Source organism: Tamlana crocina, assembly GCA_040429635.1.
In the GTDB taxonomy this organism is placed as follows: Bacteria; Bacteroidota; Bacteroidia; order Flavobacteriales; family Flavobacteriaceae; genus Flavisericum; species Flavisericum crocinum.
This window is the reverse complement of the sequence record CP158972.1, coordinates 2,254,346-2,268,067: the sequence shown is the minus strand read 5'-3', so window position 1 is coordinate 2,268,067 and position 13,722 is coordinate 2,254,346. Positions and strand designations below refer to the sequence as shown.

The following is a 13,722-nucleotide window of genomic DNA, read 5'->3' as shown; positions in this document are numbered from 1 at the left end:
TTTTTTCTATTTTTGCGTATTCAAACAAAAACATCTAACTTTTTTCAGTGTGAAGTTTACAGCACAACAAATAGCAGGGATTTTAGAAGGCGATGTAGTTGGAAACCCAGAGGTTGAAGTATCTAAAATAGCTAAGATCGAGGAAGGTTTTGAGGGTGCGTTAACTTTTTTGGCAAATCCAAAATATACGCCACACATTTATAAAACAAAGGCATCGGTAACTATTGTTAATAAAACGTTTAGACCGGAAGATAGCCTAACTACAACCTTAATAAAAGTAGATGATGCCTATTTGGCGTTTTCAAAAATATTAGAATACTACAATTCCGTAAAGCTCAACAAAGTAGGCGTAGAACAGCCTTGCTTTATTTCAAATTCTTCAAAATACGGCGATAACGTTTACATTGGCGCTTTTAGTTACATTGGTGAGAATGTGGTGATGGGCGATAATGTTAAAATTTTTCCGAATACTTATATTGGTGACAATTCGGTGTTGGACGACAATACTATTGTCTTTGCCGGAGCAAAAATCTATTCTGAAACCATAATTGGAAAAAATTGTGTTATCAATGCAGGTGCGGTAATTGGAGCCGATGGTTTTGGTTTTGCACCAAATGAAGATGGGAGTTACAGCAAAATTCCACAAACAGGAAATGTAATTATTGAAGATTTTGTTGATGTGGGGGCTGCGACAACCATAGATCGCGCTACTTTTGGATCAACCATAATCAGGGCAGGAGTAAAACTCGATAACCAAATCCAAATTGGACATAACGTAGAAATTGGAAAAAATACGGTTATCGCTGCACAAACGGGTATTGCGGGATCTTCAAAAATTGGGAAAAATTGCCAAATTGGTGGTCAAGTGGGCATTGTAGGCCACATTACTATTGGCGACAATGTGAGGATACAAGCGCAATCGGGCATTGGCCGAAACGTAAAGGATAACGAAATGTTACAAGGTTCGCCCGCCATAAAATTGAGCGACTACAATAAATCTTATGTTCATTTTAAGAACTTACCAACTATAGTTAAAAATATAAACGAACTAGAAAAGAATAAATGGGAATAATAAATACTGAAAACAACCAAAAAACCATTAAGGAGGCCATTTCTTTAACGGGTGTTGGATTGCATACAGGGAAAGATGTTACCTTGACTTTCAAGCCAGCAGAAGCCAATTTTGGTTTGGCTTTTAAACGTGTTGACCTAGAAGGCGAGCCAATAATTGAGGCCGATGCCAACTATGTAACCAATACCCAACGTGGTACTTGCTTGGAAAAAAATGGTGTAACTATTCAAACTTCAGAACATGTTTTGGCCGCTTTGGTGGGAATGGATGTTGATAATGCTATTATTGAATTGAACGCATCCGAGCCTCCAATTATGGATGGTTCTTCCAAATTTTTTGTTGAAGCTATTGAAAAATCGGGCGTTGTGGAGCTTGATGCCCAACGTGAGGTTTTCGAAATCACAGATATTGTTTCTTATGTAGATGAAGAATCTGGAAGTGAGATTTTAGTGATGCCAGCTAAAGAGTACCAAATTACCACTATGGTGGATTTTGGCACTAAAGTTTTGGGTACACAAAATGCGACTTTAAGTCAAATTTCAGATTTTAAAAATGATATTGCCAATTCCAGAACATTCAGCTTTTTGCATGAAATTGAAATGTTATTGGAAAACGGACTTATAAAAGGGGGCGATTTGAACAACGCCATTGTTTATGTAGATAAGGAATTGTCTCCAGAAACCATGGAAAAGTTAAGAGTAGCTTTCAAAAAAGATAATATTGCCGTAAAACCAAACGGTATATTAGATAACCTAACCCTACATCACCCTAACGAAGCAGCTAGACACAAATTGCTCGATGTATTGGGCGATTTAGCTTTAATCGGCACAAGAATTAGAGGTAAGGTAATTGCCAACAAACCAGGGCATTTTGTGAATACCCAATTCGCTAAAAAGCTTTCAAAAATTATAAAAAACGAAAGACGCAACAATGTACCTAATATCGATTTGAATCAACCGCCATTAATGGATGTGACTCAAATTATGGCTATGTTGCCGCACCGTCAACCATTTTTGTTGATTGACAAGGTTTTTGAGCTTACAGATAAAAATGTAATTGCAACAAAAAACGTTACCATGAACGAGGAGTTTTTTAAAGGACACTTTCCTGGAGCTCCCGTTATGCCCGGTGTTTTAATAGTTGAGGCTATGGCACAAACCGGAGGGATTTTGGTTTTAAATACGGTGCCAGATCCAGAAAATTACTTGACGTTCTTCATGAAAATGGACAATGTTAAGTTCAAACAAAAAGTCATGCCCGGCGATACGTTAATTTTCAATTGTACGTTAATAACACCTATACGTCGAGGTATTTGCCATATGCAAGGTTATGCTTACGCTAACGGAAAACTTTGTGCAGAAGCAGAATTAATGGCACAAATTTCTAAAGTAAAATAAAATTATAAAATGAATCAACCTTTAGCATATGTGCACCCCGGTGCCAAAATTGCAAAGAATGTAGTTATTGAGCCCTTTGCAACGATACATAATAATGTGAAAATAGGTGAGGGTACTTGGATTGGTAGCAACGTTACCATTATGGAAGGCGCCCGCATTGGCAAAAATTGCAATATTTTCCCAGGGGCAGTGATTTCAGCCGTGCCACAGGACTTAAAATATAACGACGAAGACACCACGGTTGAGATAGGTGATAACGTTACCATCCGCGAGTGTGTGACCATAAACCGCGGTACGGCAGACCGAATGAAAACCGTAGTAGGCGATAACTGTTTAATTATGGCTTATTGCCACATCGCGCACGATTGTATCGTAGGTAACAATTGCATCTTCTCAAACAATAGCACCTTGGCAGGTCACATTACCATTGGCGACTATGTGGTTTTAGCGGGTATGACGGCTGTTCATCAGTTTGTTTCCGTTGGAAATCATGCTTTTGTAACCGGAGGTTCTTTGGTTAGAAAAGACGTTCCGCCTTATGTAAAAGCGGCTCGCGAACCACTTTCGTATGTGGGGATTAATTCGGTAGGGTTGCGTCGTCGTGGTTATTCAACCGAAAAGATCAGGGAGATTCAGGATATTTTCAGAATTCTCTACCAAAAAAATTATAACAATACACAGGCTGCCGATATTATCGAAGCAGAAATGGAAGCCACGCCAGAACGCGATGAAATTCTTCAATTTATTAGAAATTCGCACCGTGGTATAATGAAAGGATATTTTAAATCAAATTAAAACATGGCAACAACATCAGATATTAGAAACGGATTGTGCATTAGATACAATAACGATATTTATAAAATTGTAGAATTTTTACACGTAAAACCAGGAAAAGGGCCTGCTTTTGTGCGCACCAAATTAAAAAGTGTAACCAACGGAAAAGTGATTGACAACACATTTTCTGCTGGCCATAAATTGGACGACGTTCGTGTGGAAACCCATAAATTTCAGTATTTATACAATGATGGGGAGTTTTATCATTTTATGAATGAGGCAGACTACACCCAAATAAGATTGTTGGAGGCCGCATTAGATCGTCCAGATTTAATGAAAGAAGGCGAAGTGGTAACCGTAATTATTAACACGGAAGATAACGCACCGCTTTCGGTTGAAATGCCAGCAAGTGTTATTTTGGAAGTTACCCACACCGAGCCTGGTGTAAAAGGGAACACAGCCACTAACGCAACAAAACCAGCAACGGTTGAAACAGGCGCAGAAGTGAATGTACCTTTATTTATAAATGAAGGTGACAAAATTAAAGTGGAGACCGAAAAGGGAACTTACAAAGAACGCGTAAAGGAATAAAAATAGTTGGCAGTTAACAGTCAAATGGTTAAAACTGAATACTGCGACTGAGACTGAATACTGATTTATGAAATTCCCTCAAGAATATACCCTGAGCCAAATTGCAGAATTAATTGGCTGTAAGTTTGTTGGTAATGCCGATTTTAAGGTTTTGGGCATGAACGAAATCCATGTGGTCGAACCCGGAGATATCGTTTTTGTGGACCATCCTAAGTATTACGATAAAGCTTTAAATTCGGCAGCGACCATTGTCTTGATCAATAAGGAAGTGGATTGCCCTGAAGGTAAAGCATTGTTGGTGAGTGACGATCCGTTTAGGGACTTCAATAAACTAACCGATTATTTTAAGCCGTTTAAAGCTTCAAATGCCACGGTTTCATCTTCAGCTAAAATAGGAAAAAACACTGTTATTCAGCCTAACAGTTTTATTGGTCACAACGTAACTATTGGCGATAATTGCGTTGTCCATTCCAATGTAAGTATTTATGATGATGCCGTTATTGGTGATAACGTCACCATTCATGCCGGTACGGTTTTGGGCGCCAATGCTTTTTATTATAAGAAAAGAGCCGAAGGCTACGACAGGTTAAAATCGGGTGGGCGAGTAGTTATCGAAGACCATGTGGATATTGGAGCTGCTTGCACGATTGACCGTGGCGTAACAGCTGATACGAGAATATGTGAGGGTTCAAAAATCGATAATCAAGTGCAAATTGGTCATGATACCGTAATTGGTAAAAAGTGTTTAATAGCATCGCAAGTTGGTGTGGCCGGTTGTGTGGTTGTTGAAGACGAGGTTACCATTTGGGGACAAGTAGGTATTACTAGCGGTATTACTATAGGAACAAAAGCCGTTATTTCTGCAAAAGCGGGCGTTAGTAAATCGTTGGAAGGCCATAAGAGTTATTTCGGCATTCCGGCTGATGATTTTCGTTCGAAGTATAAAGAACTAGCTTCTATCAAAAAAATTCCTGAGATAATTGAAAGCTTGAAAAAAACTAAGTAAAAATACTTAAAATAAATGTTTTGTTTTGCTTTAAAAATTTAATTCAAAAAATTACATTTGCGTACAATATAAATTAATCAAAAAAATAATCACTTATGAGTGTTTTAGTAAATAAAGATTCGAAAATAATTGTTCAAGGATTTACAGGAAGCGAAGGTACGTTCCACGCTAGTCAAATGATTGAGTATGGTACTAATGTTGTTGGTGGGGTAACTCCGGGTAAAGGAGGTCAAACGCATTTAGATAAGCCTGTATTCAACACCGTTTTGGAAGCCGTTGAGCAAGTTGGTGCAGACACAACCATTATTTTTGTTCCGCCAGCATTTGCCGCCGATGCCATTATGGAGGCTGCCGATGCCGGTATAAAAGTGATTATTACTATTACTGAAGGAATTCCTGTTGCTGATATGATTACAGCATCAAACTATATAAAAGGTAAAGATTGCCGATTAATCGGCCCTAACTGTCCAGGGGTTATTACTCCGGGTGAAGCAAAAGTCGGTATCATGCCAGGTTTTGTTTTCAAATCAGGAAAAGTAGGTATCGTTTCTAAATCAGGAACGTTGACTTACGAAGCAGCCGATCAAGTAGTAAAACAAGGATTGGGAATCACAACGGCTATTGGTATTGGTGGAGACCCAATTATTGGTACCACTACAAAAGAAGCTGTTGAATTACTAATCAACGACCCAGAAACAGAAGCTGTTGTTATGATTGGTGAAATTGGCGGACAATTGGAAGCTGACGCAGCAAACTGGTACAAAGAAAGCGGAAGTAAAAAACCAATTGTAGGTTTCATCGCTGGAGAAACTGCTCCTGCTGGTCGTACTATGGGGCATGCTGGCGCTATTGTTGGAGGAAGCGACGATACTGCCCAAGCCAAAAAGAAAATCATGAGAGAATGCGGTATCCACGTGGTAGATTCTCCTGCTGAAATTGGAAAAAAAGTAGCCGAAGTGATGGGCTAATAAAATTCATATGAATAATTAAAAATCCGTTGGTGTAAAAGCTAACGGATTTTTTTTGTAAATAAAATCAAGATTTCTAGGTAACAAATTTAATGCTTTGTTGATATAAGGGTGAATCCATAAAAACTAGAAATCATGAAACCTCAAAATTTAACTTTCACATTAATTATTTTATTGATTTGTTTAATGAGTTGTTCAAAGAGCGATGATGAAGCCGTTATTGAGACAACACCTGAATACCCTATGAAATCCCTTATTGAAAGTGGCGATTTAGAATTAAAATATACCAAAAAGAATAGCCCGAACACTTTCGAAATGGGCTATAAATTTAAAACCTTTAAAAATGGAAATATTACTGCTTTGGGCATACGTGTTCCTGAAAACGATGCTTACAGGGTTACGCTTTGGAATGCCAATACTGAAGAAATTTTAGTGACCACCAATGTGGTGTCCTCCTCAGGCTTGTTGTCATTTGAAGATATTCCACCTGTTTATATTGAATCAGGTACAGCTTACTTCGTTTCTGTAAACACCAATGATTATTATTCTTTTGGAAGTTCCGGTAATAACGTTGGTAATTTGTTTCCGGCGGAAGCCAATAACGTGTTAGTGTTAGGGTATGCTTCGTATTTAGGTACGCAGCAAGCATTACCTGCAAACTTTGTTGAAGGAGCGTATTTGGGAATGGTCGACATCAAGTTTATGCCAAACAATTAGTTCATCACACAAACCCACACCTCGCAATATTTTGTGAGGTTTTTTTATTTGAAGCCGTTAGTATTTCATATATTTGATATTCTATTTTAAACAAAAACAAACCAATTATATTAATGAAATTATTAGAAGGAAAAACCGCTATAATAACCGGTGCGAGTCGAGGCATAGGAAAAGGTATTGCCCAAATATTTGCAAAACAAGGAGCCAATGTGGCATTCACTTATAGCTCTTCGGTTGAAGCAGCTAAAGCTTTAGAAGACGAATTGAATGGCTTAGGTGTTAAGGCCAAAGGTTACCAAAGTAACGCGGCTAGTTTTGAGGAGGCCCAAAAATTGGCAGATGATGTTGTTAAGGAATTTGGTAGTATCGATGTATTGGTCAACAATGCTGGTATTACAAAAGACAACCTATTGATGCGAATTTCCGAAGAAGATTTCGATACGGTTATTGAAGTGAACCTAAAATCGGTTTTCAACATGACCAAAGCTGTACAACGCACCATGCTGAAACAACGAAAAGGCTCAATTATCAATATGAGTTCGGTGGTTGGTGTAAAAGGAAATGCGGGCCAGACCAATTATGCGGCATCAAAAGCGGGTATTATCGGATTCTCAAAATCGGTAGCATTAGAATTGGGTTCAAGAAATATTAGAAGTAACGTTGTGGCACCAGGTTTTATTGAAACTGAAATGACAGCTAAACTTGATGAAAAAGTGGTTGACGAATGGCGTGCTGGAATTCCTTTAAAACGTGGTGGTTCTCCAGAAGATGTAGCTAATGTCTGTGTATTTTTGGCCAGCGATATGAGTGCCTACGTTACAGGGCAAACGTTAAATGTTGATGGCGGAATGCTAACTTAATTGTAAATTTCTTGCTCAGCTAAGAGGAAGTTCTATTCAATTAAACAGAAAGCAAAGATTTTAAATGCAAACAGAAACAATAGTTTATATTATTCTTGCTGGAATTATAGCTTTTGTTTTTGCATATTTTCAGTATAGATATAAAGAGAAAAGCATGACCAGATTAGGCATGCTTTTCTTTTTTTTAAGGTTTGTAACGGTATTAGCGGTAATACTGTTATTAATCAACCCGAGTTTTGATAAGGTTTCAATGTTTATTGAAAAGCCTAATTTAGTGGTTGCTGTTGATAATTCCAGTTCCATTAACCATCTTAACCAAAGAGAAAAAGCCGAACGTTTTATTAATAGTATTGCTGAAAACCAGTCGTTAAACGATAAATTCAATATTGAGTTTTACACTTTTGGCGAATCGTTAAAAGCTAGTGATTCACTATCTTTTGCTGAAGAAGAAACCAATATTTATGACGCTTTTAAGCAATTGGCGCAAATTTATAAGCAAACCACAACGCCAACCTTATTGATTTCAGATGGTAATCAGACTTTCGGGAATGATTATCAATTCATAAGCAGTCAGTATAAGCAGCCCGTGTTCCCCATTATTCTAGGCGATACCGTTCAGCACACCGATTTGAAGATTCAACAACTCAACGTCAATAAATACGCATATCATAAAAACAAGTTCCCGGTTGAAGCCATTTTGGTTTACAGCGGAAATGACAACGTGCGTTCTAAGTTTGAAATTAGCAGAGGAAACACTATTGTGCATTCGGAGGTGGTTGGCTTTTCAAAATATGAAAATTCTAAAATCGTTAACTTAAATTTACCAGCCAGTAGTATTGGCCTAGTGAATTACAAAGCGACTTTAGTGCCTTTGGGTGATGAAAAAAACAAAGTAAATAATTCGAGAAATTTCACTGTTGAAGTCTTAAATCAAAAGATAAAAATAGCCATTGTAAGCGACATCATCCATCCTGATTTAGGAGCGTTAAAAAAAGCTATTGAAACCAATGAACAACGTTCTGTTTCAATTTTTAATTCAGAATTAAAAAATATTGAAATAAATGATTTTCAGTCATTTATTATATATCAACCAAACAATAAGTTCAAGTATTTGTTTGAGCAATTAGATGCTGAAAGCAAAAATCAATTTATCGTTGTTGGCCCAAAAACCGACTTGAATTTTTTAAACAGTGCCAATAAAAATTTCACTTTTGAAATCATCAACCAAACGGAAGATTATCAAGCTGAATCGAACAGAAATTACACACCTTTTTTAGTACAAGACATCGGTTTTGAAGATTTTCCGCCACTGTATTCAAATTACAGTCAAATCAATTTTTTTGTGCCTTTCGAAACTATTTTGAATAAAACTATTAATGGTATTTCAACGGGAAGTCCGCTATTGGCCACTTTCGAAAAAGATAATAGAAGGCAAGCGGTCTTACTTGGTGAAAACATTTGGCAGTGGCGGGCACAAAGTTTTTTGAGCCAACAATCATTTAACCAATTTGACGGTTTTTTGGGTAAGCTCGTTCAGTATTTGTCCACGGACAAACCTAAAAGTAGATTGAATATAGATTACGAATCGGTTTTTATGGGCGGCGGCAATGTAGTTGTCAAAGCTGAGTTTTTCGATAAAAACTATATTTTTGATGCTAGGAAATCGCTCGAAATTACCGTTACAAACAACTCCACAAATGAAAGCAAAACAGTACCGTTCGTTTTAAAAAACAACAATTACCAAGTAGATTTGAGCGGGTTGCCTCCTTCCGGATATAGTTTTACCGTACGTGTTCAAGGAGAAAACCTATCGAAATCTGGAAGTTTTCAAATTTCAGAATATAATGTGGAGCAGCAATTTTTAAACGCTGATGTCAATAAACTGAAACAATTGGCCGAAAACAGCTCAGGGGCAAGTTATTTTATTGAGAATTCAAATCAAGTTTTTGGCGATTTGTTGAACGATAAACGTTTTGCTCCATTACAAAAAAGCGTAAAAAAAACCATACCTTTGGTAGATTGGAAATATCTTTTGGCCATTTTGGCGTTAAGCCTAGGTTTGGAGTGGTTTTTAAGAAAATATAACGGATTAATATAAAAAAGTTAATGGACAACGAAAATAAAACAGCTTTGGTTACAGGGTCGGCATCTGGTGTTGGTGCTGCATCGTGTATTGAATTTGCTAAAAGAGGGTGGAATGTAGTTGTTAATTATTCTAAGAGCAAAGACAGTGCTTTAGAGGTTGTTAAAACATGTAAATCACTAGGAGTGGAGGTATTGCTATGCAAGGCGAATGTGGCAAATGAAGCTGACTGTAAACGAATGGTTGAAGAAACCGTTCAAGCTTTTGGGAGAATTGATGCTTTGGTAAATAACGCTGGAGCCACAAGGTTTTGCGATTATAACGATCTGGAAGGATTAAGTAAAAAGGATTTTCAGGATCTTTATGAGGTTAATGTTGTTGGAGCGTATCAAATGGTAAAATTTACTTCTGCTCACTTAAAAAAGAGCCAGGGCGCTATTGTTAATATATCATCCATTAGCGCCATATCTGGTGTGGGGAGTTCAATAGCTTATGCAGCTTCTAAAGGAGCGCTTTCAACAATGACCTTATCATTGGCGCATGCGCTATCACCAGAAGTCAGGGTTAATGGTGTTTGTCCCGGGTTTATTCAAACAAGATGGACTAAGGGCTTTTTGGGAGAACGATATGATGCCGTAAAGGAAAATATTGAAAAAGCTTCTTTAATAAACAAAACCTCATTGCCCGAAGATATTGCAAAGGGGGTTATTTATTTGGCGGTCGATGCCCAAACCACATCCGGGCAACTTTTAACCATTGATGGTGGGCAATTAGTAAACCAGGGGAAGCTCTAAGAGTACATTACAAAAAACAGCTGACTAATTTAATATAAAGATAACATGGAAAAATTACCTAAAATAGCACTGCCTTTTGTAGTCGGTGCCATTGTTTTAATAATCATTTTAACCAAATCAGCCGTAACCATAGGTTCGGGTGAAGCTGGCGTACTGTATAAAACTTTTGGAGGAGGTGTAGTTACCGACGAGCCGCCATTGGGAGAAGGGTTTCATATTGTAGCGCCCTGGAACAAAGTTTATGTTTATGAAGTACGTCAACAAGAGCGTATGGAAAAGATGAATGTCTTGTCATCCAATGGGCTGGATATCAAACTGGAGGCTTCCGTTTGGTTTCAGCCTTCATATAACGATTTGGGCAAACTGCACCAAGAAAAAAGTGAACAATATATAGATCGTGTATTGTTGCCGGCCATTCGTTCGGCGGCACGTAGTGTGGTGGGGCGCTATACGCCAGAGCAATTGTATTCTAGTAAGCGTGATGCCATTCAACAAGAAATTTTTGAGGAAACCCAAAAAATTGTGGACGACCAATACATTCAATTGAACGAAGTTTTGGTTCGTGACGTAACGCTGCCACCAACCATTAAAGATGCCATTGAACGTAAATTAAAGCAGGAGCAAGAATCGTTAGAGTACGAATTTAGATTGGTAACTGCTGAAAAAGAAGCCGAAAAAGTGCGTATCGAGGCCCAAGGTAAAGCAGATGCCAACCGTATTTTAAGTGCATCGCTAACCGATAAAATTTTACAAGACAAAGGTATTGATGCCACCATAAAATTGTCGGAATCCTCGAATAGCAAAGTGATTGTTATCGGTTCGGGCGATAGTGGCATGCCTATCATTTTAGGAAATCAATAAACAATTCAATGTTTAGGTTTTTCTTTTAAGAATAATTTAAATTTTTATTGCTAAATATCAATATTGAAAAAATGTTTTAAGAATCCTCTTTAATATTTGGTGTTTTTAGTATAAATTTTTGATATTTGCATCACAACAAAATAAAGTACATGACTTTTATTCATACACATCATCATTTTCAAATTGGCTCTCAAGCGAAGTGAAGATGTATTGAATAAATTCAACATATTTTAAACCCGTTTGAGACAATCGAACGGGTTTTTTCATTCCCGTGAAAACGGGAATCTATCCCGTAAACGGATAACCTTTTAAATTAAAGAAATGAACAAATTAAGAGTTGCAGTACAAAAATCGGGTAGGTTAAACGAAGACTCGATGCAAATTTTAAAAGACATCGGTATTTATATCGATAACGGAATTGATCAATTAAAAGCTTCGGCAAAAGGGTTTCCAGTCGAAGTGTTTTACTTACGAAATGGCGATATTCCGCAGTATTTAAAGGATGGTGTGGTTGATGCCGCGATTATAGGCGAAAACGTTTTGGTAGAAAAAGGAGAAGGTATTAATGTGGTTGAAAAGCTTGGCTTTTCTAGTTGCCGCGTTTGTATAGCCGTACCAAAGGGCGATAACTATAATGGCATCAAAGATTTGGAAGGTAAGCGTATCGCAACATCGTACCCAAATACCGTACAATCGTTTTTAGATAAAAACAATGTCAATGCCAATTTGCACATTATTAATGGTTCGGTTGAAATTGCACCAAATATTGGTTTGGCAGATGCTATTGTCGATATTGTATCGAGCGGCAGTACCTTGTTTAAAAACAACTTGAAAGAGGTAGAGACCATTTTGAAATCGGAAGCTGTTTTGGCGGTTTCACCTGTGTTGAGCGCTGAAAAACAAGCTATTTTAGATAAAATTCAGTTTAGGATCCAGTCGGTTTTAAAAGGAAGAAGTTCCAAGTATGTTTTGCTTAATGCTCCGAATGATAAGGTTCAGGATATTATTGATATTTTACCGGGAATGAAAAGCCCAACCGTATTGCCTTTGGCCGAAGAGGGGTGGAGCTCAATCCATTCGGTAATCAATAAAAACGAATTCTGGGAAGTTATTGACGATTTAAAAGCTAAAGGCGCTCAAGGGATTTTGGTTTGCCCAATTGAAAAAATGGTGCTGTAATTAGTTTTTTATTCTGAATTGTCACACTGAGCGCAGTCGAAGTGTCTTTTTAGAATCTCATTTTTAGCTTTATAACTTTAAAAGATTTTCACCTTCGTGGAATTGAAAAAGAGAGGTTTCAATGCAAATAATTAATAATCCAAATAAAAATACTTGGGCCGATATTTTAAAACGGCCTACGCAAACCGTTGGCGATATTGAAGGTATCGTTAATGAGGTGTTTGCGGAAGTGCGTGAGAATGGCGATAAAGCTATAAAAGCATATACCGAAAAATTTGATGGCATCGCTTTAAACAATAATGTAGTTTCGGAAGCTGAAATACAGGAAGCTATTACCCAAGTACCTGAAAACCTTAAAAAAGCCATAAATCAGGCCAAACAAAACATTGAGGCTTTTCACCGTGCCCAAAAAACCGAAAAGGTTGAAGTTGAAACCACCAACGGGGTTCTGTGCTGGCAAGAGAAACGTCCCATTCAAAAAGTGGGCTTGTACATTCCTGGCGGGACCGCCCCTTTATTTTCAACCGTTTTAATGTTGACCGTACCAGCTCAAATAGCCGGCTGTAAAGAGATTGTTCTGTGCTCACCACCCAATAAAAAAGGGGATTTGGCGCCAGAAATTTTGTTTGCCGCACATCTTTGTGGGGTTACAAAAATCATAAAAGTAGGGGGAATTCAAGCTATTTCCGGACTCACTTTCGGCACAGAATCCATCCCACAAGTTTATAAAATATTTGGTCCGGGTAACCAGTTTGTTACCGTTGCCAAACAATTGGCTACTAAATTTGGTGTGGCTATCGACATGCCTGCCGGGCCTAGCGAGCTATTGGTTGTGGCCGACGATTCTGCAAACGCCGCTTATATCGCTTCTGATCTGTTGAGTCAAGCCGAACACGGTACAGATAGTCAAGTGATTTTGGTATCGACATCGAACGCGTTGATTGAAAACGTTTCCAAAGAAGTTGAAACACAACTGAATGTGTTGCCACGTAAAGCCATTGCTGAAAAGGCAATAGCTAATTCAAAACTGATTTATGTCAGAAATGATGAAACGGCCCTTGAAATGATTGACGAATATGGCCCAGAGCATTTTATCGTTTGTAGCCAAAATGAAGATTTGTATGTAAATGGCATCAGTAATGCCGGCTCTGTATTTATAGGCAATTACACACCCGAAAGTGCTGGCGATTACGCATCGGGCACCAACCATACTTTACCCACCAACGGATTTAGCAAAGCGTATTCGGGGGTGAATCTAGATAGTTTTCAAAAGAGTATGACCTTCCAAAAAATATCAAAGGAAGGTATTTTTAATATCGGAGAAACCATTGAACTCATGGCAGAGGCCGAAGGTTTACAGGCGCATAGAAATGCCGTGAGTATTCGATTAAAAGATTTAAAGTAAAACGTTTTACTATGT

General features: G+C 37.9%; 13 protein-coding genes. All 13 read left to right on the top strand.

Features of this window, described 5'->3' with window-relative positions; all coding sequences use genetic code 11:
* The first annotated feature begins 49 nt into the window (after positions 1–49).
* The 13 genes from lpxD to hisD all read left to right on the top strand — a co-directional run bounded on the left by lpxD (position 50) and on the right by hisD (position 13,707).
* Positions 50–1,072, top strand: a complete 1,023-nt coding sequence (lpxD, locus tag ABI125_10120; protein XCF05080.1) for a UDP-3-O-(3-hydroxymyristoyl)glucosamine N-acyltransferase — start codon at positions 50–52, stop codon at positions 1,070–1,072.
* The gene (locus tag ABI125_10115; GenBank protein XCF05079.1) at positions 1,063–2,469 is read left to right on the top strand and encodes a bifunctional UDP-3-O-[3-hydroxymyristoyl] N-acetylglucosamine deacetylase/3-hydroxyacyl-ACP dehydratase; all 1,407 of its coding nucleotides are present in this window, start codon (positions 1,063–1,065) and stop codon (positions 2,467–2,469) included. Before lpxD ends, ABI125_10115 begins: the two co-directional genes overlap by 10 nt.
* 9 nt (positions 2,470–2,478) lie before the next feature.
* The gene (gene lpxA, locus ABI125_10110) at positions 2,479–3,264 is read left to right on the top strand and encodes an acyl-ACP--UDP-N-acetylglucosamine O-acyltransferase (GenBank protein XCF05078.1); all 786 of its coding nucleotides are present in this window, start codon (positions 2,479–2,481) and stop codon (positions 3,262–3,264) included.
* A gap of 3 nt (positions 3,265–3,267) precedes the next feature.
* Positions 3,268–3,834: an elongation factor P gene (gene efp, locus ABI125_10105; GenBank protein XCF05077.1), complete on the top strand. Its 567-nt coding sequence runs from the start codon at positions 3,268–3,270 to the stop codon at positions 3,832–3,834.
* A gap of 67 nt (positions 3,835–3,901) precedes the next feature.
* A complete protein-coding gene (locus tag ABI125_10100; GenBank protein ID XCF05076.1) occupies positions 3,902–4,840 on the top strand; it encodes a UDP-3-O-(3-hydroxymyristoyl)glucosamine N-acyltransferase in 939 nt (312 codons plus the stop codon).
* A gap of 95 nt (positions 4,841–4,935) precedes the next feature.
* Positions 4,936–5,808 (top strand): succinate--CoA ligase subunit alpha, encoded by an 873-nt coding sequence (sucD, locus tag ABI125_10095; protein ID XCF05075.1) that lies wholly within the window; start codon positions 4,936–4,938, stop codon positions 5,806–5,808.
* A 135-nt stretch (positions 5,809–5,943) separates the two neighbouring features.
* Positions 5,944–6,525, top strand: coding sequence for a DUF4082 domain-containing protein (locus ABI125_10090; protein XCF05074.1), 582 nt, complete (start codon positions 5,944–5,946; stop codon positions 6,523–6,525).
* Between the two features lie 113 nt (positions 6,526–6,638).
* Positions 6,639–7,385, top strand: coding sequence for a 3-oxoacyl-[acyl-carrier-protein] reductase (gene fabG / locus ABI125_10085; GenBank protein XCF05073.1), 747 nt, complete (start codon positions 6,639–6,641; stop codon positions 7,383–7,385).
* Between the two features lie 154 nt (positions 7,386–7,539).
* The gene (locus tag ABI125_10080; protein ID XCF05072.1) at positions 7,540–9,483 is read left to right on the top strand and encodes a VWA domain-containing protein; all 1,944 of its coding nucleotides are present in this window, start codon (positions 7,540–7,542) and stop codon (positions 9,481–9,483) included.
* Positions 9,484–9,491: 8 nt separating this feature from the next.
* Positions 9,492–10,262: an SDR family oxidoreductase gene (locus ABI125_10075; protein XCF05071.1), complete on the top strand. Its 771-nt coding sequence runs from the start codon at positions 9,492–9,494 to the stop codon at positions 10,260–10,262.
* Between the two features lie 45 nt (positions 10,263–10,307).
* Complete coding sequence (locus tag ABI125_10070) at positions 10,308–11,123, top strand: prohibitin family protein (protein XCF05070.1); 816 nt, start codon at positions 10,308–10,310, stop codon at positions 11,121–11,123.
* A gap of 321 nt (positions 11,124–11,444) precedes the next feature.
* A complete protein-coding gene (gene hisG / locus ABI125_10065; protein ID XCF05069.1) occupies positions 11,445–12,302 on the top strand; it encodes an ATP phosphoribosyltransferase in 858 nt (285 codons plus the stop codon).
* A 121-nt stretch (positions 12,303–12,423) separates the two neighbouring features.
* Complete coding sequence (hisD, locus tag ABI125_10060) at positions 12,424–13,707, top strand: histidinol dehydrogenase (GenBank protein ID XCF05068.1); 1,284 nt, start codon at positions 12,424–12,426, stop codon at positions 13,705–13,707.
* Positions 13,708–13,722 lie beyond the last annotated feature (15 nt).

What these genes read in the sequence shown, in the direction of transcription:
- ABI125_10115 (XCF05079.1), top strand. Translation starts at nt 1,063, where the DNA reads ATGGGAATAATAAATACTGAAAACAACCAAAAAACCATTAAGGAGGCC.
- lpxA (XCF05078.1), top strand. Translation starts at nt 2,479, where the DNA reads ATGAATCAACCTTTAGCATATGTGCACCCCGGTGCCAAAATTGCAAAG.
- efp (XCF05077.1), top strand. Translation starts at nt 3,268, where the DNA reads ATGGCAACAACATCAGATATTAGAAACGGATTGTGCATTAGATACAAT.
- ABI125_10100 (XCF05076.1), top strand. Translation starts at nt 3,902, where the DNA reads ATGAAATTCCCTCAAGAATATACCCTGAGCCAAATTGCAGAATTAATT.
- sucD (XCF05075.1), top strand. Translation starts at nt 4,936, where the DNA reads ATGAGTGTTTTAGTAAATAAAGATTCGAAAATAATTGTTCAAGGATTT.
- ABI125_10090 (XCF05074.1), top strand. Translation starts at nt 5,944, where the DNA reads ATGAAACCTCAAAATTTAACTTTCACATTAATTATTTTATTGATTTGT.
- fabG (XCF05073.1), top strand. Translation starts at nt 6,639, where the DNA reads ATGAAATTATTAGAAGGAAAAACCGCTATAATAACCGGTGCGAGTCGA.
- ABI125_10080 (XCF05072.1), top strand. Translation starts at nt 7,540, where the DNA reads ATGACCAGATTAGGCATGCTTTTCTTTTTTTTAAGGTTTGTAACGGTA.
- ABI125_10075 (XCF05071.1), top strand. Translation starts at nt 9,492, where the DNA reads ATGGACAACGAAAATAAAACAGCTTTGGTTACAGGGTCGGCATCTGGT.
- ABI125_10070 (XCF05070.1), top strand. Translation starts at nt 10,308, where the DNA reads ATGGAAAAATTACCTAAAATAGCACTGCCTTTTGTAGTCGGTGCCATT.
- hisG (XCF05069.1), top strand. Translation starts at nt 11,445, where the DNA reads ATGAACAAATTAAGAGTTGCAGTACAAAAATCGGGTAGGTTAAACGAA.
- hisD (XCF05068.1), top strand. Translation starts at nt 12,424, where the DNA reads ATGCAAATAATTAATAATCCAAATAAAAATACTTGGGCCGATATTTTA.